Consider the following 20,096-nt stretch of genomic DNA (forward strand, 5'->3'; position numbering starts at 1 on the left):
GACTTCTCTCAAAATTCAAAAAAAAATTAATAAAGTAATAAGTGCCAGAATTGATATTTATATCTTGTTAATTGGTAATGGGTAATCGAGAATTATTGACACTCTCATTACCCATTACAGTTATCCTAAGTCATGGAGGCGATACCTAAGACAACGCCTTTAGGCGATCGCGCAAAATTTCCACTTGTTTTTGTGCTTCTGCTAAGGCATCCCGCGCTCCCTGTACCACGTCGGCTCTGGCTCTATCCACAAAACTAGGGTTGTTTAATCTGGTACTGAGGGATTGAACTTCGGCTTCAGCTTTACTTAGGCTTTTCTCTAGTTTGGCACGGACAGCTTCAATATCCACTACACCATTAAGAGGAATTAGCACTTGTATTGTACCAATTACACCAGCTATCGCATTTTCTGGTTTTTGTAGTTGTTCTAATTCTGTCTGCGGGAAAAAGCGTCCCCATAACCTAAGTCTCGCTTGAGCAGTCAGTAAATTTTGGCTAACAAACCAAGCTGTGTAACCAAAACCCACCATTTCAAAGAAAGTTCCGATGATGGGAATGTCATCAATGGCATTTCCCGCAGCTAAACCCAATCTACCAAAGACAATGCCGACGATAATTAAGCCAATTGTCTTCAAACCCCTCTGAGGTTTTTTCGCAACAGTTTGGCTTCTTTCCTTGTCAGTAATGGTTAAAATCTCAACTTTTGCCAAATCTTTAATATAAGACTGTCCAGCAGTGAGAATTTCTCGCTCCTTCTCACTTTCAGTTTGCAAATTCGCTGTTACTTTTACCCCTGGCTTAATATCCGCTTCTGCGCGTAAATTCCGAATTGTGCGGATAGTAGCAATCAGTAATTCAAACTGTTCTTCCAAAGCTGAATCAATTAAATTTGCATCCACCTGGGGATACATTTGCAATGGTAAAGTTTGCAGAGAATCTATTGGTTGTTGGGTGAGAGTTTGCCAAATTTCTTCAGTAATATGAGGCATAAAGGGATGAAGCAGTTTCATAATCCCTTCCAATATGTAGCCGAGGGTTTGCTGTGCTACCCGCCGCGATACTGGATCGGCATCTGCTTGCAATCTGGATTTCACCAGTTCAATATACTGATCGCAGAAATCACCCCAAATAAACTCATAGAGTCCTTTTGCTGCTTCCCCTAAACCGTAATTATCGATGTAATTGCTGGTTTGTTTGATAACTTGATGATAGCGCGAGATAATCCAGCGATCGCTCAATTCGGTTGCTACTGGATTCCCCAGTTGTTGCGGTGTTTGTCCATCCAAATTCATCATCACAAACCGGGCAGCATTCCACAACTTATTTGCAAAGTTGCGCGATGCCTCCACCGATGCCGATTCATCCTTTTTGCGATCGTATTCCAGGCGGATATCTTGACCCGCGCCAGCCACTTCCCGAATTAGGGTATACCGCAGGGCATCAGTACCATATTTGTCAATTAGTAACAATGGGTCAATGCCATTACCTTTGGTCTTTGACATCTTCTGACCTTTTTCATCCAGCACCAAGCCGTGGATGTAAACTGTTTGGAAAGGCATTTGTCCAGTAAAATGCCCAGCCATCATGGTCATTCTGGCTACCCAGAAAAAGATGATGTCAAAGCCTGTTACCAAAGTGGTAGTTGGGTAGTAAGTTGCTAAATCTTGAGTTTGTTCCGGCCAGCCCAAAGTCGAAAATGGCCAGAGTCCAGAAGAAAACCAAGTATCTAGTACATCTGGGTCTTGTTCTAACTTGACATTTTCGCCAAATTGTGATTTAGCTTTCTCCCAAGCTTCAGTTTCCGATTTCGCCACCACAAAGGGGGTGTTATCGGTAATTTGGCCATCGGTTTCACTGATAGCGTACCAAGCCGGAATTTGATGTCCCCACCATAATTGGCGAGAGATACACCAATCTTTGAGTTTTACTAGCCAATCACGATAGACCTTAGTCCAGCGTTGGGGGACAAACTCTGGGGAAGTTTGCTGGTCGAGGAATGCGAGAGTGTTGTCAGCTAGGGGGCGAATTTTGACGAACCATTGAGTTGAGAGGAGGGGTTCAATAGGTACTTTACCGCGATCGCTGTAGGGAACGGTATGTTTATAATCTTCTATCTTCACCAAAAAGCCATCTGCTTCTAGGCGAGAAACCACATTTTTTCTAGCAACAAAGCGGTCTTGTCCTTGAAACTCAAGAGCATTGGCGTTGAGAGTGCCGTCTTTGTTCATAATGTTGATTAACGGCAGATTGTGACGCTTACCCATGTCAAAATCATTCGGGTCATGGGCAGGAGTCACTTTCACGCAGCCTGTGCCGAAAGTGGGGTCAACAAATTCATCGCCAATGATGGGAATCTCTCGTTGTAGAATGGGTAGAGTTAAAGTTTTGCCGATGAGATGTTTGTAGCGATCGTCATTGGGATTAACCGCTACAGCCGTATCACCCAGCATCGTTTCTGGTCGAGTTGTCGCCACCTCTACAAAACCGGAACCATCGGTGAGGGGATAGCGGAAGTGCCAGAGATTTCCATTAACCTCTTGATTTTCTACTTCCACATCAGACACAGCCGACTGAGAAGCTGGACACCAGTTAACTAAATATTCACCACGATAAATTAAGCCTTCTTCGTAGAGGCGAGTAAATGCCTCGACAACAGCTTTAGATAAACCCTCATCTAGGGTAAACCTTTCCCGTGACCAGTCCACCGAGACACCCAAGCGTCGTAGCTGATTCAGAATCGTTCCCTCAGACTCCGCCTTCCATTGCCAAGCGCGTTCTAAGAATTTTTCGCGTCCCAATTCGTAGCGAGTCTTACCCTCTGTTTTGAGTTGCTTTTCCAGCATACTATGCACAGCAATGCTGGCGTGGTCAGTTCCAGGTAGCCATAGGGTATTGCGTCCCTGCATCCGGTGGTAGCGCACGAGGGTATCAATCAACGCACTTTCAAAGGCGTGACCCATGTGTAAGCTGCCGGTGACATTGGGGGGGGGAATGACGATGCAGTAGGGTTCGCCGCCTTTGTTGGGGTCAGCTTTGTAAACTTGGTTGTCTTCCCAGAATTTTTGCCACTTGGCTTCGGTGGAAAAGGGGTCGTAGAGGCTGGGGAGATTGGGAATGGTTGCGGTCATGCGGGAAAACTAAGGAAGGACTCTAATAAATTTTGCCACAGGGTTGGAGAGGGATTGATGGAAACGAACCGCCAAGACGCCAAGGACGCCAAGAGAAGGGAGCCAAGTGAGGAGGTGGATAGACTAGCTTATGCTGTGATTGGGGCGGCGATTGAGGTGCATAAGGTGTTGGGGCCAGGGTTTTTGGAGGAGGTGTATAAGGAGGCGCTAATTATAGAATTTTTCAGGTGCGGGATAGCTCATCTGGTTGAGAAGTCGGTAACAGTAAATTACAAAGGACATGAAGTAGGCAAGGGGAGATTAGACTTTCTAGTAGCCAATTGTCTAATTGTGGAATTGAAAGCTGTCCAAAATTTAGCCCCAATCCACGAAGCTCAAGTCCTCTCATACCTTAAAATGACTAATTACCCCTTAGCCCTTCTCATCAACTTTAACGTCCCCCTTCTCAAAGACGGCATCAAACGCATCATCCTCTCTTAATCTTCTCTTGGCGCACTTGGCGTCTTGGCGGTTCGTTCCCCAAATCCATGAAACACCAAACAACCTCCCCTTGGACATTCATTCCCACCCTATATTTCACCTCCGGCATCCCTTACGTCATCATCAACACAGTTTCCGTAATCTTTTACAAAAAACTGGGAATAGATAACACCCAAATCGCTTTGTGGACAAGTTTTCTCTATCTACCTTGGGTCATCAAAATGTTTTGGGGCCCAATTGTCGATATTTATTCTACCAAACGTCAATGGATACTTTATACCCAATTTGCCATGTTCTGCTGCTTGGGTTTAATAGCCTTCTCCTTACAACTGCCAAATTTCTTTTTCATCTCCCTCGCAACATTAACAATAGGAGCATTTATTTCTGCAACTTATGACATTGCCACAGATGGCTTCTATCTCCTCGCTTTATCTCCAGAACAACAAGCCTTCTTTGTTGGCATTCGTTCACTTTGTTATAGACTTGCTGTAATCTTCGGTTCTGGAATATTAGTAGTCTTAGCAGGTCAGCTTGAAGTATCTCTCAATAATATTCCTTTAAGCTGGACTATTGCTGTTGGATTCTCAGCTTTGATTTTAGCAATCCTGTTCATTTCCCATCGCCTAATTTTACCTTTACCCGAATCAGATAATCAACGACAAATACAAGCTAGAGAAAATATCCCATTTTGGTCAATCATTAGCTCATATTTTGCTCAGGATAAAATTATCAGTATTTTAGCCTTTATCTTGCTCTACAGACTTGGTGAAGCAATGCTTGTCAAAATAGCTTCTTTATTTTTATTGGACAAACCAGAAGTAGGAGGCTTAGGGCTGTCAACGTCAGATGTCGGGTTAGTCTACGGGACTTTTGGGGTAATATCCCTGATTTTTGGAGGAATTTTAGGAGGCTTGCTAATTTCAAAATATGGATTAAAAAAATGTCTATTCCCTATGGCTTTGGCGTTAAATTTGCCTGATATATTTTATGTATATATGGCTTACACTAAGCCTTCGTTAACATTAATATATCCTTTGGTTTCCTTGGAGCAATTTGGCTATGGTTTTGGATTTACAGCTTTTAGTGTTTATTTAATGTATATTTGCCAAGGTGAATATAAAACTTCTCATTTTGCTATCTCTACTGGCATTATGGCTTTAGGTATGATGATACCAGGTTTAATTAGTGGTTATCTACAAAAAGCACTTGGTTATCCATTATTTTTTATCTTGGTTTGTTTGCTGACTATTCCTGGAATGATTGCTATCTTTTTTATACCTTTAAAAGAAGAACCGAAGCGCCAAAATAATTAAGATTTTTACCTATGAGTTATGTCTTGGGAATAGATGGCGGCGGGAGCAAGACTATTTGTGTCTTGATTGATGATTCGCATCAAGTACTAGGTCGCGGTGAATCTGGATCATCTAATTATCAAAGTATAGGTATTGAAGCAACTTTAAAATCTATTAAATCAGCAATTAAAAATGCAGTTGATGAAGTAAAAATTATAAATACTTTGAAGATTGACGCGATATGTTTGGGTTTAGCAGGTGTTGGACGGGTAGCAGATATCAAAGTAGTAAAAGGTTTAGTTAAAGAGTTGTATAATCAAAATTTTCTACCTATTGTTTGGGCATTGCAACCAGCAAATATTGTAATTTGTAACGATGCTTTCATTGCTTTAGTTGGTGGAATTGGTCAGCCTGTAGGAATTGTGGTTGCAGCAGGTACTGGTTCGATAGTTCTCGGACGAAATCATCAGGGAGATATTAAGCGAGTCGGCGGCTGGGGTTATATTTTAGGAGATGAAGGTAGTGCCTATAAAATTGCGATCGCAGGGATGAATGCAGCATTAAAATCTTATGATGGACGGGAAATGTCAACGAGTTTAATAGAGTATTTCAAACACCATCTTGATTTAGAAAATATAGAAGATTTAATAGAAGTAATATATCGGCGAGGATGGGGAGTTAAAAAGATTGCGTCTTTAGCACCAATTGTAGATTTTGCAGCAGCATCAGGTGATATAGTAGCGAATATCATAATTGATGATGCTGTCAAAGAGTTAGTAAAAGCTACATCTACAGTAATTGATGCAATTTTTAGTTCTGACTCAATTGTAGAAGTAGTTACAACAGGAAGTGTGTGGCGCGGTAGATGCAAGATCCATGATAGATTTGCAGAATCAATTGTTCACAAGTTCCCTAAAGTACAGGTGATTTTTCCCAGGTATGAGCCTGCTTACGGTGCTGGGTTATTAGCGTTGCAAACAACTCAAATTTGACATTTTTCAGTTTGCAAATATGCGCTTCAAAAAAGTTATTATTTCAGACCAAGCTGCGGTGCTAGCACTAGAATCATAACGATAACCGTCGTCGCGCATGAATGTATGTTCTGCTTCATACAAGAAAACTTGGTGAGGTATGTTAGCATTCTCGATTGTTTTGATTATAGTTTGGCGATCGCTATCTGGTATATGAGGGTCAAGAGTACCAAACACCATTAGCATCTCACCTTGGATTTCATTTACCCTCTGGATTGTATCAGCTACCTCTTTACCCAATTTCCCACTGGGAATGCCAGTAGGGTAACAGCAGACACAAGCCCGAATTTCGCTTTGAAATGCTGCGCGGAATGCTAAATGTCCACCAATACAAAAGCCGAGAGTGCCTATTTGATTTGGAGAAACCGCACTCTCTGTTTTCAGAAATTCAATCACAGCCAGGCAATCGGCATCATAATCAGCTACGGAGGTTCGACGCGCATCGTCATTACCCCGCATCCTTCCGATATCGTCTGGCTCAATTACTAAACCAACTGGCTCTATTCGATGAAAAATTTCTGGAGCTGCTACTACATAGCCGTATCCTGCTAAATAGTTAGCTAGACGAATCATTGCATCGCCTAACTGATAAATATCACTGTAGAAGACAATACCAGGGTATTTTCCTGCTGCTTTGGGAGCCGCAACATAAACACGCATCAAACTGCCATCTACTCTTAACTCAACATTGCGCTTAGTAATTTGCACTTTTTTATCTCCGTGTATATCAATATGGCATTTAGCGATCGCTTTATCGCAATAATCCGCTTAGAGATGCGTTAGCGTTGCGGGACGAAGTACAGCCCAATGCCATTTCGCGTTTTCAATATTGAACTGGTTGTAGTATTCTTCTACATTTTTCAAAATCTACAGAACGAAATTATATTAATTTATTGATAGTAAAAAAACATCGCAGATGATGACTGTTGGGAGCTAAGTACAGCTTTGCACAAAATCATGGCGAATTGAGGGTTGAAATTTAAACGCAAAGGTTCGCAAAGGTAAAGGCAAAGGGGCGCAGAGAATTCGCTACGCATTAATGAAATGTTGTACTAAGTAAGTTGGTGCGAAAAAACCCAAGTATGTTACGAAATGTAAATTGGATTAAAACCCTTACTAATGACAAAGGACAAATGACAGTCTTTGCCAGTTAGTTTTAATTGCGCCAACTTGCTTAAAAAAACAAGCACAGTAAGGAACTCATCAATATTTAGGGGTTAACTATTTCTGGGAAATTTTCAACTTCAATTCTTGTAAAAGTTCAGTGCTAATAGGTGATGTTGCCAGAATTGGATGTTTAATACCTCCCCAAATACTTCCAGTGCGGATACGATGAGAAACTAACACTTCAGGAATTTGACTAGATATTAAAACCTGTGGTGGTGCAAGTTGACCGATGGTTCGCGCTCTTTTGTAATGATATGATTCTGATAGAGCCAGATCCAGTTTTTCAGCAATAATTTCTGGGGTTTCTTTTGCCGAATCTAATAATAAAATATAGTGGGGAGGATCGGCAATGGGCATCAAACTTTTAAAATTAATTTCTTGCAAATTCAATAGAGTCAGAGCATTATTTACAAAAGTTTCTTGCAACTTTTCGCCCACCAAATCGCTAACGGCTTGATTTCGTCCGAGAAACTCTAAACAGGGAGTGTGGCGATAGTAATGAGTTACCCGGATGCGATCGCCAATTCGATAACGATACAATCCTCCTTTCTGCGATAAAATAATCGCGTATTCCTTGCCAATGTTGAGTTCATGTAAACCATGCAGGGAACCAGTCTCATCCTCGAACTCGAAATACACTTCATTGAGAACCGGCACACATCCCCCAGCTACAATCAACGGAATCGTTATTGGTGCTTCGGTTGCTAGGAGTCCTTTACCTTGGATTAATACACCTGGAAATTGCAAACGCAATCCCTGAGCTTGATCTGCTGCATTGGCGCTATCCCAGCATGAAATCAGCTTCAAATTTGGCCAGAGTTGCATCCAGGGAATATTACTTTCGCACAGGTGTTGCAGGCGATAAGGTGAAATCCGATTGTGTAATTCTCTTCGCAATAAATCCTGATTTTCTTGAATATATTTTAAATGTACTTGCAGAAAACTAGGACTCCAAATAGAAATAATTTCTAATTTTTCAGCCTCTAATAATGCCAAAGCGAGTTGATGTTTAAATAAGTTCGCGTCATGCAGCAGATTAAGTTTACTTGGCATTACCAACCAAGGACGCAAAAACCAACGCAACCAGCCATCTAAGTAATCTAAATCGTTCTGTAAAGTTTGGCTATCAGCTACATTTAATTGCGGCGAGATACAAGCATAAATCTTGCCTGTGGAAAATTTTGGGCCATGTACAATTAAATCATGCGCCCATACACAAAATATTTGATTAAACGATCGCCGCAAAGATTGAGTATAAGGAATCCATTTCACTGCTCCACTACTACCAGAGGTTTTTTCATAGAACAAAATGGGTTCTGGTGTGAGGGAAATTTGCTGCTGTTTTTGATTTAACCAGGGTTCGAGTGCATCATAATCTACGATTGGTACACGCTGCCAATCATCTACAGAATGGATACCTAAAGTTTTACCATACTCACTCTTGATTAGGCGATCGCAAATTTCCTTCTGTACAGATGTCTGCATTAACTCTGGGTTATCCAAAGCTTGATAAAATCGCTTCGTAGTTGGTGCAAGAATTTGCCCAAAAAGCTGAATAATCGGACGCATTATTGCACCTTTTGATTAGGATAAAGATTGCTGGCTGCTGGTACATAAGAACCATCGCCAATGACTACACCGGGAGCAAGATTAGATCCGGCTCCCACAAAAACATTGCTGCCAATCTTGACTTTTTTGACATACAACATTAAATTTTGCTTGCGGGGTTTAATAATATGGGAGTATATACCGATACCATGCCCGATAACAACGCGATCGCCAATTTCTAACAAACTGCGATCGGCAATCTCCAATCTTGTTGTCCAGTATACATCTCGCCCCACTTTAGCACCCCACAAGCGTAACCAACAGGAAAATACCCCCGGAATCAGTCGCAGCACTGCTTCCAACACCGGAATTGCAATATAAATTACCTGGATTTGATGACTACCCCACCAGGGACTATATTCTTCACTTTGTAGATAACTAACACCCTCACGCACAGGATAAACCCATTCATGCAAGCGATAAACTAGCACTGGTAGTCCATAAATAGAAAGGAAGACTGCCAGAATGCTGAAAATGTTGGGTGAATAAGCAAGGTAGACTATTGCTGCCCCGGTTAGCAATAATATAAAGGTGGGAAAAAACAATATAATTTTACTTAGAACTGTCATGAAAATGGAAATAAAAGTTTTTGAAACAAGTTTGATGAGCTAGGAATTCCGATTGTAAATGGCAAATTTTCGCTTTCATAATATGTTTTATGTAACTTATCCCAAATTTTAAGATTAGCGCCATAGTTATAATTGTGGACTTCGCGGCAATGATGCCAAGCATGATCCTGTGGTAAGATTAACCAAGAAGATAAAAATTGATAAAGCCTGGTATTTAGAGGAATTATCAAGCGGCTATGTCTCCATAAATCTAACGCAGAAGTTAGACTAACTCCAAGTACATAACCTGTTGGATCGGCTAACAGATATAAAAATAAAGTGTGTATCCATAAATAAACAATTAACAAACTTGTCCAAAGTGTGTTGCGAGAAGTTCCTAATACATCCATCTGAGTAACAGTATGATGGACTTGATGAACTTTCCACAACCATTGAGTATGTAATAAACGATGATTCCAATAATATAAATAATCAACAAAAACAAAATTGATAATAAAAGCTGGAATTAATGATACTTTTAAACTTCCTTGTTGAACAGGTAATAAATGTTGATATAGCGAATAAACTAAAGTAGCTTGTAGTAAGGGAATCAGGATTCCTTGAATCGTTAATCCTATACCATCTAGCAACCAATCCTCACGACTTTTAACTTTGAGTTGAGTTCGTCCAACCTGATTGCTAATAGTCCAACCAACTAATCCGAGAAAAGAGCCAAAAATTAGCAATTGTGTAAAGTTATGTATTCCCACTTTTAATTGCTCACACTGATTAATTACGAATTACGAACTTGTACTGAGCGACTTGTGCCGAGCCTGTCCTGAGCGTAGCCGAAGGGCGAAGTCGAGGTAAGCCGAAGTATTACGAACTTGTACTGAGCGACTTGTGCCGAGCGAAGTCGAGGTAAGCCGAAGTATTACGAATTACGAATTATTTTTTAAACCCAAAATGTAACTTTTACTGATTGATTTGGCAATAAACGCGGATCTTCTCCACGAGATATAGCTGCCATAATTGACTCTACAAATATATGAATTGTGTCCGCAGGCGTATTATAAAATTGTGTCCCGTATTTAGCGATCGCTTCTCCCTGAATACCCAAAATTTCCACGTCTTGGCGGATAATGTGTTGAGCAGTCCACCGCACAAAGGGACGTGCTAACTTATTCCAAATACCATAGTTGTAGGTGACATCTGTGTAAACCAGGGTTGAATTATCGGTTTCTGGAATAGATTGACTGGTAATGAATAAATGGCGATTGTGTGCCATTTTATACTCTACATAAGTAATGTTTGGCATATAAAAGCGATCGCTATGTTTAATCTCTGCACCCTGCAAATTCAGAAAACGGCTGTACCATCCCAGATTACTATTTTCGTTGCGATAATCCACCAAAACCGAACCATTGCAGCGTTTTACAGTCATCTCTAACTTTTGTTGGCGAGAAGTACGGAAAACACCAGGATGAACAAAAGCCGTATGGGGAATATCAATAAAGTTCTCAGCACAATTAGTAACATTATTAGCAAAACGGTTAATTACCCGCACCGTTTCCCACCCTGCTTGTCCGTAGTGAGGCATAGAAAAGGGTTCAAAATCAACACTTAGGGTATCGGCTAACCGCACATAAACATAGCCATCCTGTTCTTTGGTAGCGTAACACTTGGCTTGACGCTGCGGGGAAGGTTTGAAATCATCTCCTTCGGCTGGAACAGCAATGACATTACCAACCCCGTCATATACCCAACCATGATAGGGACACTGTAAAGCACCATTACATATTTTACCTGCGGATAGACGGCTATTGCGGTGTAAACAGCGATCGCGCAAAGCTACGGGTTGTCCATCTTCTCCACGAAATATCGCTAACCATTCTCCTAAAACGGTGCGTGGTAATACCTTGTTAGGTTGTAACTGTTCGCTGAGTGCGACAATATACCAGAAATCTGCAAATTGCATGGTGGGTGGGAGAGGGGAGAGAGCGATCGTATTTAAATTATGGCAATGTCTTGAGTAGAACTGCATTGCTGTATCTATCGAATTCCAAAAGAGTTAATTTACAATTAAAAATGAGATAGCCTGAGATGGGAAAAGGATCATGACATTACAACAATTGCAAAAGCAGGTATTAGAGTTACCAATTAGCGATCGCTGGACATTAGTGCAGATTCTTTTGGAGTCGTTACAGCAAGAAACTAGTTCTGAATTGAAAAAGGGTAACTTATCCAGACTACGAGGAATTGCAAAAGGTACAGAAATATCAAGTGAAGATGTTGAAGTAGATTATATTAACTATCTGACTGAAAAATATCAATAATGCGAATTTTAATTGATACAAATGTTGTGCTTGATTTTTTGCAAGCGCGAGAACCTTTTGTAGAGGATGCGGCAAAAGTGTTTGCAAAAATTGATGCTGGTGAAATCGAGGGGTTTATTGCAGCAACAACAATTACTAATTCTATTACATTGTCCGCAAAGCAGGGGGTGCGATTGCTGCTCAAGATGCAATTGCACAAATTCTGACAGACTTACATATTTGTGCAGTCGATCAATTGAAGCAAAAGATAATTTACAGACGAAACGGAACCAACTTGGCAACAGGAATGCCTCTGTCAGAAATAATGATTTCTTCTCCATGCTCTACCCTCAACAAAAGCTGTGAGAGATTCGTTTCAGCTTGATGGATATTTACAGTTTCCATGATTTTATTTAACTAAGTCTCTAAACTAAGTTTAACCAAATTCACGCTTCCAGCTTAAAAATTTGAACATTACCTGTAACATTAACCTGACAAGCTAACCGCGTATGAGGATGATTAGCTGCTAACATCTCCAGCATTTCCTGTTCATCAGGTTGGGGAGGAGGAATATCACCAATAACCTCAACTAAACAAGTGCCACAAATACCAGTCCGACAACCAAACAAAACAGGTGAATTCTGAATCGTGAGATGTTCAGACAAATTTTGATGACATTCCAGAGTGATAGTAACAAAATCACTTCCTGGAAACGATATCTTACATAAATCAGCCATAATACGCAATAATTTTACCTAAAAAACACTCTTCCATTCCTCTCTGCACCTCTGCGTCTCTGCGTGAGATAAAAACAAATTCTCTTGGTGTTCAAAACCTTGAAAAGCCCTTTTTTGAGTCGCCAAATATCGAGAAATTGAATTAGTAGCCATCAGTGACATATCCCGATTACGTTGCCAAATATAATCGAGTTTTTCAACATACACCTGATAAGATTTCATCGCCTCCTGATGAGTTGAAAAACTGCGCTGCAATCCTTCCGACTCCTCGGTAAAACAACGCCGCATCATTTCTTTAGCATCTTTGTCAGTCATCTCAAAAATTGGTGATCGCAACACACGATAAATTTTGCTATACAGCGCCGGCTCATACCAGAATATCCCATTTATCGCAGCAGAAAAATGAAAATGATCGCGCTGACATCCCAGCAATCCTAAATTAGCTACCAGTCGCTCAAAAGCAGTTGGTGGTGCAAGGCAGGTGATAACATCATGAGATATAATTGTCGAACTATTGAAGTGAAAACTTTCATCCATAAAGTGATAATAAGAGACTTTAGCCGGAATGGGAGCAGCTTCAGGATGGGGATGTTTTTGATAATAATTGCTGAGTTTGTGCTGTACTAACTTGCCATTTAGTGTCCGCACTCCCCGTACAGTGAAATACTGACAAGCCAAAAAAGTATTATTCGCAGAAATTAGACCAAAATATTGAAGTTGAATTTTTTTCCACCAAGTTTTTAGGGCATTGGTGTCAGCATAAACCATCGTTTCTGTAAAGGGGCCGCGCATGGGGTAGGTAAAGATAAGTTCCCCAAACAACGCTTGTTCAACCTGTTTGGCAATTGTGCGGAAGGCGTTAATGTGCGATCGCTCTTGGGAGGATTCCAAGTCTAATGTATCGCAGATTAAGCGAAAATCTTCTTGAGCGTAAAGTCCGGTTGCACTGGTTTGATTGAAAAAGATAGTGGCAATTTCAGCAGAAACAATTTGTGAGTAGTAAGCTACCCAGTAAAGTTGGTTCAAAATTATCCGCTGATGTTGGCTAGACTGTTCCCATAAAGGTGTAGCATATAGCAGGGAAAATTCCTCTGGGTTCCAATACTCGTTTTGACAATCTTCATAGCGAAAATTGCTAACTGCTTCATCCATTAAAGCAGTATGATCTTGCTGTTTGTTGCGGGTGTGGTTAATTTGTAATTTGCGATGAATAGTTTTTTCCATATCCGTTTTGATTTAACGCAGAGATGAAGATTGATATTTATTACACACATTGATGAGCGGGGAGGGGTTGAAAGGCTCCGCGTTCTTCTAAGGTTTGCAGGATAGACTGGGCTGATTTTCCGCCCATGAGCGATCGCAATATTTGTAATCGGGTTCCGCTATGAGTCTCTGTATCTAGTTCTTCTAAAATTTGGATTTTTTGCGATCGCGTCAGATGTCCTTTTACTTGTTCAACTGCTGTTAGTAGGCTTTGGGGCCCCACCTGTACCATAAACAAAAACTGTGCCAATATATCAAGAATTGTTGTTTCACTGAATGCTGAAACAGTAATTTGATTAAACAAGGTGGTTCCCGTGGCGTGATGGCGGGATTCAGAGTGTAAAAAACTGGAAAAAAGTTCTGCTAAAACTGGATAGCGGCATTCCTTCGCTAAACGCCGATAATGGCTTAAACCCCATCCTTCTAAAACGACTTGCAGCATAAACAATAAAACTGTTTTATCTGCACTTTCAACCACTTCTGATAGTAAGCGCAAAAACGGATCGTCCGTACTAGTTACTTCCATTTCTGGTAAAAAATGGCTAATTTGGTGAAGGTGGGTAGCTTCATCAGCCGTAAACAATCCATAAAGCATGCGTTCTTCAACTGTTTCTGCTAACAGTACCATTTTTGCCATGTAGCCAACCCCTGCTTTCTCAATGAAATATGATTCTTCTAACAAACTGCGGTTGGCAAGTTCCAGAATAGCAGATTGTTCATTAATATTAGATTGTTGAAAAATTTTGACTTGATGCAAGTTGAAAAATTCCGCATCCCAATAATTTAATTGTGGGTAATTAGCAAAATTATTCTGATTGGGTAATGCTGCTGTCAATATCCGTCGCAAACGGTCATCAGAATCTCTATGCGGTAGTTCAAAACCAACAATATTATATTTTAAATCCATTTTTTATGTTCAATTAAAGTGAATTCAGGATTATACTAATTCTCCGTAAGTTTACACTTAATAATTACTCCTTGTCTCTCTTGGCGTACTTGGCGTACTTGGCGGTTCGTTTAATAATTAACTGCATCTTCATAGCGAATTACTATTAGGTGTTGATAAAGTTTGAATATTTGGATAATTAACAGTCTCCCAAGTTCCCCAAGTTAAAGCTTTCTGGTGATTAACGTGCTGAATAAATTCCAGAATAGATTGATCTGCTTTAGTGGGAGTCTTTAAATCAAACTGAATTGTTTGAAATACCTGTGTATCCCCTTTTGCAAAGTAATTACCAACCTGCTGGGTTAACCATAACAAACCACGATTTAAAACCCATCCCCAAAATCCCGGACGCTTGGGAGTGACAAGAATTGTTTGCCCTTCAGTTTTACCACCTTCGATCATTCGCAATGTAAATATAATGTAGAAATGCAGGAAATCTGGCCCTAGCGTCACAGTGCCAGTGCTGCCATACCAGTAACACATACTATAAGTAACTTCGTTGCGGTATAGAGGACGAATCAGGCGAATTAACCAAGAATCATCCCCTCCCCGTGTAGTGTTGCTGAAGGTAATAGCGTTGGGATTGAGGTTTTGAGAATCAAATACAATCTCTAAGGGCAGATTGTGTACTGTATTGAAGTGGTGAGCATCAATCGCATTAATTAGTAAGACATTGGGATGGCAGTTTTTGACAAAGCAAGTCCCTAACACATAATCACAATCTGCTTGTTCTAATTCTGGTACAAAGGGCGACAAACCTGGCTTTTCTTCTCCCACCCAAACCCAAATCATCCCGTATTTTTCTGCCGTATGCCAAGTTTTAATACACACAGGTAGCGGTTTTCCGACAGAAGGAACATCTACACAAATTCCGCGATTATCATACTTCCAATTATGAAAAAAGCAGCGAATTCCATCACCTTCTACCTTACCTTCTGCTAAATGAGCGCCCATGTGTGGACAATAAGCATCTATAGCTACTACTTCCCCACTGACTCCCCGATAAATTGCCATATTTCTACCCAGCAACGTTATAGCTTTTATCTTGCCAATTTTTAATTTTTTGGATGGTAATATCCAGTACCATCCCTCTAGAAATTGTGTCGGATTGTTAAAGTTTGATTGTGGGTTTTTAGAGACCATAAAAGTTAAATGAGGACACAATCTTGCACAAAATTTAACGATGATTCTGACTCCCACATCCGTTGTCCAGCACGAGTGAGATTGTCGTAGTTAATTTCAGTTAAACAAACCAATTCATCCCCTAATCGATAGCCGGGGTTTTTTTCTTCAAAAAACTGGATATGGGGGTTAGTCTGTCTTCCTGTGGGGATTTCAATCAACCCCTCACGGAGAATTTGGGGATGTTGGAAATGGACGATACCAGTTGCTTCTTGGTATAAACTACCATAGTATTCGTGTGCTAAATTCACCATTAGATTCTTAACATCAGCAGGTGTTGTAACATCATAACGCGGATAGAAATCTTGCCAAAAAGTAGGGAGAAAACGATAAGTGCGAAAACCAGAGCAAATTAGCAGCCAGTAAAGTTTATTTTCTGCATAGTGTTGACGCAGAAAATTGATAGCGGCAATCCAACTACGTGGTAGTGTTGTACTCGACCAAGCACTAGGATCAACAATAGTGTCGCCGGAATACACCACACTAATTTGCTCTCCCAAAAAAGTCGTTTGGGATAACATCAGAGTTGAAAATCCTTTGAGTGCGTTGGATGTCTCATCTCTCAACAACAAAACCCAGTTTTTGCGCTCTAGATCAATTTGAAAACTATCCCAGGTTATACCTTGAAAGTGATTTTGCAGCAGCGCATACATGGCAGTGCGATCGCTTGGTTGCAACTTTTCAACAGGAATCAGCAAACTCTTCATTATTCGTAAATTACCTAGACTCGATTTGTATGATGTTTTAATTAAAACTTTATCGACCATTAGGGTAAATTTACGGTTTAATGTGACAGATTCCAGAATGGTTATCTATGCTACAATTCTGTATTCACATCTTGCGCCTTTTCAATAAGGGTTGACGGAAATCGCCCGTTTTACAAAATAATTAAAATGTAGTTATATTGCAATACGGTTTAGTTAAGGGTTATTGGTGTAGATAATTGGTCTTTCAAGACGCGATAAATCGCGTTTCTACATGAGGGTTTTGGACTTATCTGAACTGTATTGAGTTATATTGAGAAACAAAGCGCAACATTACCAAACCTTTTGTTGGGTTACGCTGGCGCTAACCCAATCTACTATTCTACACCCCTATTTTTTGACCATTGAGACGGTTCTAGCTGGTTTACATACTCCATATATTCAGCTAATGGCCGATCAATACTAAGGAGCAACTTCGGATTAAAACGAATATTGTCGTAAATTTTGCCATCTTCATCTCTGAGCATATAGTAAGCCAAGCGAGTACAGAAGAGCAAAAACTGACTCAGCAAATATCCTACAATACCTTGACGTTTTTCAGTTACATAAATCGGTTGAATTCTCGTTCTTCCAGGGGCAATTGGAGTATAAGCATATATCATATACAGTGGCGGAAAAAGCCGGACATCTTTCATTATTGTTAACAAACCAATGCACCCATGAGCATAACGCATTGAATACTGATATGTAGAACCAAGAAATCTTTTACCTAACTGTTCTCTAAAGGTAGTTTTGGGGAATTGTCCCCGCATTGTAAAGTCAATTTGCGTGCCTAATTCGCTGCGATGTAGCGACAGATCCATTTTGATGTCTAAATGATGAATTGTTTTTAAATGTTGAGCATCAATCCCGTTCATCATACAGATATGGTGATGGCAACTTCTTTCAAATACAATATCAGCTTGTGTAACAATTTCTTTACCCTTCAATTCATCAAAATCAGCCACTCCCTCTGGTGCTTTAGCATCTGGATAAATCCAGATAAATCCATATTTTTCTTCTGTTGCATAAGCTTGTAATTTAGCTTGGGTAGGAATTTTTGATTGACAGGGAATATTTTGACAAATTCCTGTTTCATCAAATGCCCAATGATGAAATGCACAACGAATCCAATTACCATCAACTTTCCCAATTCCTAAATCTGTCCCCAAATGAGGGCAGTAAGCATCCAAAGCCCGTACTTGCCCATCTTCACCTCGAAAAATGGCAATTTTTTGACCGCACACTTCTACAGATTTTGCTGTTTTTTTAGGTATTTCATGACTGGGACAGGCAATATACCAACCCTTAGCAATTACATTCCAGTTATTGAATATTTGCATAGCTGTTTGATAGATAATTATTTAATATTTCTTGTCGTTGGCGAATATCATCTTGATATTTACCCATCAAAATCCTAAATAACATTTTACCCAAACAATAAGAAGCTCGCCAAGAAAAAACAGCATCTTGTAAATCAATATGGCTACGCTCAAATAAAAAATGTCCGGTTAATCCGAACAATTGAGTTAATGGTAAGCCCAAGAGTAACCAAAAGTTTTGCAATTTCCAAGTATAAAAGAGTAAACCGTAAAAAAAGAATATTCCCAAAATGTGTAGAGTAATATTAATTGGGTGCTGATGTTTAAGAATAAAAATATCCCAATAGTCTGTAAAAGGATGAGCCAGAATTTGATTATTAATCCGATTTCTATAATTTTGTTGAGGATTATAATTCATGTCAAAGCCTTAGATATCGTATGGGCTTGTAGCCTTAAAAACAATAGATCAAGACTGCTGTCTTCATCGGCATATACAACATCTAACTATTTAGTAATTTGCTCCTGTTTATGTGATTGCAAGTATTCTTGAAGTGCCACAGCATAAAGCTGACTACGGGATAACCCCATAAGTTTTGCAAATTCCTCAGCAGTCTCAAAGAGAGGATCAGGAATTGAAATCGCTGTTTTCATAGTTTGGTATAACTTGAGTTATACCCTCATGCTACCGATTTTTTGTAATGAGGACAATTATACAATCCCCAGTTCACAGCAGGTACAATAATTTGTGTTATGTCTCTTCAAAGTCAGACCACTCAATTCCTAGTTGTTTTATGGCTGCTCGTAATGTTCCTAGTTTTAGATCGCGGCCACTCCAGTCAGGAAGTATAGTTGCTTTCTGCGTAATTGGATTAAACCACTTCCTGTGTGAGCCTCCACCACGTCTGGGGATTTCTTCACATCCAAGCTTAGATAATTTCTTAGCAACTTCTCTATAGTTCATTTGGTAGAGATAATTGTTTCTATCAAGGCTGGTGAGTTTTGGTCTACAGATTGTAGGTTGTGAGGAAGCTCTTTACCTAAATCTTCATACACTTCAAGAACCGCTTCAAATGCATCTCTAGCATTCACTAAAACTTCATCTACAGAGTTCCCCTCGGTTATCAGTTCTGGTAAGAGTGGAGAAGTTACCGTAAACCCACCCTCTGGCTGAGGTGTAAGTAGTAGTGGAATTTTGTAGAGCATAACTAGATTTGTTTATTTACTGACTTCAGGTTAACAGCATCATAGCATTGCTAAAATCGTCGGATTGCTTAATGCATCAGATTTTGCGGCCATGCCCTGTTTGAAACTCAGCGATCGCACTTTACCATATTCCACACCTTACATTCCATAATACTTACTACTGAATCCTACTGACAGAGGTGCGCCCTCATACTGGCAGGATATGCTGACCTTTAACTTCCTCTTGTGGTCATAATAGGTGTGAAAGTGTGTCTGTTTGCGGACTAGTTCTAACTCGGATGGATTAATACTAAGTACACCCAAGATTTGCTCAGAATCGAACGGGCGGCTTTGACTCCAGGGCGCAGTCTTTTTGATTTCAACATCCACATAGCTGATAAAGTTTCCTTCTGCCTCTAGTACCATGTGCGATTGCTCAGAGTCAATGATAATGTTACCCACTTCATTAGGCTTCCCTCCAACCGCTTTTGCGGCTTCTGTGATAGACATTCCAATATACTGGAAAGGACGATGGAAGGGTGCAATCACTATATCTAATCCAGAATTAATAGCTCTCTCTATAGCATCTGCGAGAGTCAACGTTCCAAGATAATTGCCATGCTGAGGAGTAACAGAAGCCTGTGAATTAACTATTGAAACTAATTGAGCTGGTAAAGAGTTTATATCTTGCTCAAAACGGTTTTGAATAGAAACTGGAAGCGATACCTTTTTTTGTTTTTGCCAGTTTTTCTCAAGTGAACTAAGAAAATCTTTTGGAAAAGACCAATAAAAAATGTAATTTTGGCAGTCAACAATAATTAAGAATGTGGGATTTTTCTGAAGTAACCAATAATTAAGAGTCGTTACTGCAATAGGAACTGTAATCGAAGTGCCTTTTACTTCAGCTTCTTCTGTCCCTTTACATTGAATGTTAAATAACTTTCCAGTTGGGTACTCTCCCTGCATAATTTCACAGATAAAATCAATGCCAAGATCCAGTTCTTGAGGAACAGGAATAACAATGCAAAATTTAGTAAAAATTGATTTGAGGAAGTCCGCCGCACTTTGGCCGATTCTCTGAGACTTTGTACGTTTTGGTAACTTGGTCATCACAGTGTTATAAATTTTCTCATAATGTTAACTCAACTGCTAT

General features: G+C 40.0%; 22 protein-coding genes and 1 pseudogene. 5 read left to right on the forward strand and 18 right to left on the reverse strand.

Features of this window, described 5'->3' with window-relative positions; all coding sequences use genetic code 11:
• Positions 1-145: 145 nt before the first annotated feature.
• Positions 146-3,127, reverse strand: a complete 2,982-nt coding sequence (locus tag HWQ36_RS30945; RefSeq protein WP_292709956.1) for a valine--tRNA ligase — start codon at positions 3,125-3,127, stop codon at positions 146-148.
• Positions 3,128-3,184: 57 nt separating this feature from the next.
• Between HWQ36_RS30945 and HWQ36_RS30950 the strand changes: the two genes are divergently transcribed.
• From HWQ36_RS30950 to HWQ36_RS30960, 3 genes are read left to right on the forward strand one after another with little or no spacing between them, the layout of a single operon-like run.
• The gene (locus tag HWQ36_RS30950; protein WP_292709957.1) at positions 3,185-3,607 is read left to right on the forward strand and encodes a GxxExxY protein; all 423 of its coding nucleotides are present in this window, start codon (positions 3,185-3,187) and stop codon (positions 3,605-3,607) included.
• Between the two features lie 47 nt (positions 3,608-3,654).
• Positions 3,655-4,920, forward strand: coding sequence for an MFS transporter (locus HWQ36_RS30955; protein ID WP_292709958.1), 1,266 nt, complete (start codon positions 3,655-3,657; stop codon positions 4,918-4,920).
• Between the two features lie 11 nt (positions 4,921-4,931).
• A complete protein-coding gene (locus tag HWQ36_RS30960; RefSeq protein ID WP_292709960.1) occupies positions 4,932-5,891 on the forward strand; it encodes a BadF/BadG/BcrA/BcrD ATPase family protein in 960 nt (319 codons plus the stop codon).
• Between the two features lie 6 nt (positions 5,892-5,897).
• Here HWQ36_RS30960 and HWQ36_RS30965 read toward each other — a convergent pair whose 3' ends face one another.
• From HWQ36_RS30965 to HWQ36_RS30985, 5 genes are all read right to left on the reverse strand, one after another.
• Positions 5,898-6,638, reverse strand: coding sequence for a dienelactone hydrolase family protein (locus HWQ36_RS30965; RefSeq protein WP_292709961.1), 741 nt, complete (start codon positions 6,636-6,638; stop codon positions 5,898-5,900).
• A 513-nt stretch (positions 6,639-7,151) separates the two neighbouring features.
• Positions 7,152-8,666, reverse strand: coding sequence for a GH3 auxin-responsive promoter family protein (locus HWQ36_RS30970; RefSeq protein ID WP_292709962.1), 1,515 nt, complete (start codon positions 8,664-8,666; stop codon positions 7,152-7,154).
• Complete coding sequence (locus tag HWQ36_RS30975) at positions 8,666-9,274, reverse strand: DapH/DapD/GlmU-related protein (protein WP_292709963.1); 609 nt, start codon at positions 9,272-9,274, stop codon at positions 8,666-8,668. Before HWQ36_RS30975 ends, HWQ36_RS30970 begins: the two co-directional genes overlap by 1 nt.
• Complete coding sequence (locus HWQ36_RS30980; protein ID WP_292709965.1) at positions 9,271-10,023, reverse strand: sterol desaturase family protein; 753 nt, start codon at positions 10,021-10,023, stop codon at positions 9,271-9,273. Before HWQ36_RS30980 ends, HWQ36_RS30975 begins: the two co-directional genes overlap by 4 nt.
• A 185-nt stretch (positions 10,024-10,208) precedes the next feature.
• The gene (locus HWQ36_RS30985; RefSeq protein WP_292875213.1) at positions 10,209-11,231 is read right to left on the reverse strand and encodes an aromatic ring-hydroxylating dioxygenase subunit alpha; all 1,023 of its coding nucleotides are present in this window, start codon (positions 11,229-11,231) and stop codon (positions 10,209-10,211) included.
• Positions 11,232-11,370: 139 nt separating this feature from the next.
• Between HWQ36_RS30985 and HWQ36_RS30990 the strand changes: the two genes are divergently transcribed.
• The gene (locus HWQ36_RS30990; RefSeq protein WP_292709969.1) at positions 11,371-11,589 is read left to right on the forward strand and encodes a hypothetical protein; all 219 of its coding nucleotides are present in this window, start codon (positions 11,371-11,373) and stop codon (positions 11,587-11,589) included.
• Positions 11,589-11,795, forward strand: coding sequence for a PIN domain-containing protein (locus HWQ36_RS30995; protein ID WP_292709970.1), 207 nt, complete (start codon positions 11,589-11,591; stop codon positions 11,793-11,795). The genes HWQ36_RS30990 and HWQ36_RS30995 overlap by 1 nt, the downstream gene beginning before the upstream one ends.
• Before the next feature lie 55 nt (positions 11,796-11,850).
• Here HWQ36_RS30995 and HWQ36_RS31000 read toward each other — a convergent pair.
• The 12 genes and pseudogenes from HWQ36_RS31000 to HWQ36_RS31055 all read right to left on the reverse strand — a co-directional run.
• Positions 11,851-11,973 (reverse strand): annotated as a pseudogene (locus HWQ36_RS31000) (type II toxin-antitoxin system prevent-host-death family antitoxin); the annotation flags it as partial.
• 41 nt (positions 11,974-12,014) lie between these two features.
• The gene (locus HWQ36_RS31005; protein ID WP_292709972.1) at positions 12,015-12,305 is read right to left on the reverse strand and encodes a 2Fe-2S iron-sulfur cluster-binding protein; all 291 of its coding nucleotides are present in this window, start codon (positions 12,303-12,305) and stop codon (positions 12,015-12,017) included.
• Positions 12,306-12,323: 18 nt separating this feature from the next.
• A complete protein-coding gene (locus tag HWQ36_RS31010) occupies positions 12,324-13,529 on the reverse strand; it encodes a P-aminobenzoate N-oxygenase AurF (protein WP_292709974.1) in 1,206 nt (401 codons plus the stop codon).
• Positions 13,530-13,569: 40 nt separating this feature from the next.
• A complete protein-coding gene (locus tag HWQ36_RS31015) occupies positions 13,570-14,475 on the reverse strand; it encodes a ferritin-like domain-containing protein (RefSeq protein WP_292709976.1) in 906 nt (301 codons plus the stop codon).
• Between the two features lie 129 nt (positions 14,476-14,604).
• Positions 14,605-15,657 (reverse strand): aromatic ring-hydroxylating dioxygenase subunit alpha, encoded by a 1,053-nt coding sequence (locus HWQ36_RS31020; RefSeq protein WP_292709978.1) that lies wholly within the window; start codon positions 15,655-15,657, stop codon positions 14,605-14,607.
• 5 nt (positions 15,658-15,662) lie between these two features.
• Positions 15,663-16,403 carry a hypothetical protein gene (locus tag HWQ36_RS31025; protein WP_292709980.1) on the reverse strand — a complete coding sequence of 247 codons (741 nt, stop codon included), beginning with the start codon at positions 16,401-16,403 and terminating at the stop codon, positions 15,663-15,665.
• 374 nt (positions 16,404-16,777) lie between these two features.
• Positions 16,778-17,782 carry an aromatic ring-hydroxylating dioxygenase subunit alpha gene (locus HWQ36_RS31030; protein ID WP_292709982.1) on the reverse strand — a complete coding sequence of 335 codons (1,005 nt, stop codon included), beginning with the start codon at positions 17,780-17,782 and terminating at the stop codon, positions 16,778-16,780.
• Positions 17,766-18,179, reverse strand: a complete 414-nt coding sequence (locus tag HWQ36_RS31035; RefSeq protein WP_292709984.1) for an Mpo1-like protein — start codon at positions 18,177-18,179, stop codon at positions 17,766-17,768. Before HWQ36_RS31035 ends, HWQ36_RS31030 begins: the two co-directional genes overlap by 17 nt.
• Positions 18,180-18,265: 86 nt before the next feature.
• Positions 18,266-18,412, reverse strand: coding sequence for a hypothetical protein (locus tag HWQ36_RS31040; RefSeq protein WP_292709986.1), 147 nt, complete (start codon positions 18,410-18,412; stop codon positions 18,266-18,268).
• A 97-nt stretch (positions 18,413-18,509) separates the two neighbouring features.
• Positions 18,510-18,722 (reverse strand): type II toxin-antitoxin system HicA family toxin, encoded by a 213-nt coding sequence (locus HWQ36_RS31045; RefSeq protein WP_292709988.1) that lies wholly within the window; start codon positions 18,720-18,722, stop codon positions 18,510-18,512.
• On the reverse strand, positions 18,719-18,964 hold the full coding sequence (locus HWQ36_RS31050; RefSeq protein WP_094352872.1) for a type II toxin-antitoxin system HicB family antitoxin: 246 nt from the start codon (positions 18,962-18,964) through the stop codon (positions 18,719-18,721). Before HWQ36_RS31050 ends, HWQ36_RS31045 begins: the two co-directional genes overlap by 4 nt.
• Before the next feature lie 138 nt (positions 18,965-19,102).
• On the reverse strand, positions 19,103-20,053 hold the full coding sequence (locus HWQ36_RS31055; protein ID WP_292709992.1) for a DUF4365 domain-containing protein: 951 nt from the start codon (positions 20,051-20,053) through the stop codon (positions 19,103-19,105).
• Positions 20,054-20,096: the final 43 nt, after the last annotated feature.

This window comes from Nostoc sp. NMS2 (assembly GCF_017115105.1).
Taxonomy (GTDB): Bacteria; Cyanobacteriota; Cyanobacteriia; order Cyanobacteriales; family Nostocaceae; genus Nostoc.

Bases quoted from the DNA above. Each gene is read 5' to 3' on its own strand.
- HWQ36_RS31025 (WP_292709980.1), bottom strand. From the start codon at position 16,403: ATGAAGAGTTTGCTGATTCCTGTTGAAAAGTTGCAACCAAGCGATCGC.
- HWQ36_RS31030 (WP_292709982.1), bottom strand. From the start codon at position 17,782: ATGCAAATATTCAATAACTGGAATGTAATTGCTAAGGGTTGGTATATT.
- HWQ36_RS30985 (WP_292875213.1), bottom strand. From the start codon at position 11,231: ATGCAATTTGCAGATTTCTGGTATATTGTCGCACTCAGCGAACAGTTA.
- HWQ36_RS31020 (WP_292709978.1), bottom strand. From the start codon at position 15,657: ATGGTCTCTAAAAACCCACAATCAAACTTTAACAATCCGACACAATTT.
- HWQ36_RS30955 (WP_292709958.1), top strand. From the start codon at position 3,655: ATGAAACACCAAACAACCTCCCCTTGGACATTCATTCCCACCCTATAT.
- HWQ36_RS31010 (WP_292709974.1), bottom strand. From the start codon at position 13,529: ATGGAAAAAACTATTCATCGCAAATTACAAATTAACCACACCCGCAAC.
- HWQ36_RS30945 (WP_292709956.1), bottom strand. From the start codon at position 3,127: ATGACCGCAACCATTCCCAATCTCCCCAGCCTCTACGACCCCTTTTCC.
- HWQ36_RS30950 (WP_292709957.1), top strand. From the start codon at position 3,185: ATGGAAACGAACCGCCAAGACGCCAAGGACGCCAAGAGAAGGGAGCCA.
- HWQ36_RS31045 (WP_292709988.1), bottom strand. From the start codon at position 18,722: ATGAACTATAGAGAAGTTGCTAAGAAATTATCTAAGCTTGGATGTGAA.
- HWQ36_RS31055 (WP_292709992.1), bottom strand. From the start codon at position 20,053: ATGACCAAGTTACCAAAACGTACAAAGTCTCAGAGAATCGGCCAAAGT.
- HWQ36_RS31015 (WP_292709976.1), bottom strand. From the start codon at position 14,475: ATGGATTTAAAATATAATATTGTTGGTTTTGAACTACCGCATAGAGAT.
- HWQ36_RS31005 (WP_292709972.1), bottom strand. From the start codon at position 12,305: ATGGCTGATTTATGTAAGATATCGTTTCCAGGAAGTGATTTTGTTACT.
- HWQ36_RS30960 (WP_292709960.1), top strand. From the start codon at position 4,932: ATGAGTTATGTCTTGGGAATAGATGGCGGCGGGAGCAAGACTATTTGT.
- HWQ36_RS30990 (WP_292709969.1), top strand. From the start codon at position 11,371: ATGACATTACAACAATTGCAAAAGCAGGTATTAGAGTTACCAATTAGC.
- HWQ36_RS30970 (WP_292709962.1), bottom strand. From the start codon at position 8,666: ATGCGTCCGATTATTCAGCTTTTTGGGCAAATTCTTGCACCAACTACG.
- HWQ36_RS31050 (WP_094352872.1), bottom strand. From the start codon at position 18,964: ATGCTCTACAAAATTCCACTACTACTTACACCTCAGCCAGAGGGTGGG.
- HWQ36_RS30975 (WP_292709963.1), bottom strand. From the start codon at position 9,274: ATGACAGTTCTAAGTAAAATTATATTGTTTTTTCCCACCTTTATATTA.
- HWQ36_RS30995 (WP_292709970.1), top strand. From the start codon at position 11,589: ATGCGAATTTTAATTGATACAAATGTTGTGCTTGATTTTTTGCAAGCG.
- HWQ36_RS31040 (WP_292709986.1), bottom strand. From the start codon at position 18,412: ATGAAAACAGCGATTTCAATTCCTGATCCTCTCTTTGAGACTGCTGAG.
- HWQ36_RS31035 (WP_292709984.1), bottom strand. From the start codon at position 18,179: ATGAATTATAATCCTCAACAAAATTATAGAAATCGGATTAATAATCAA.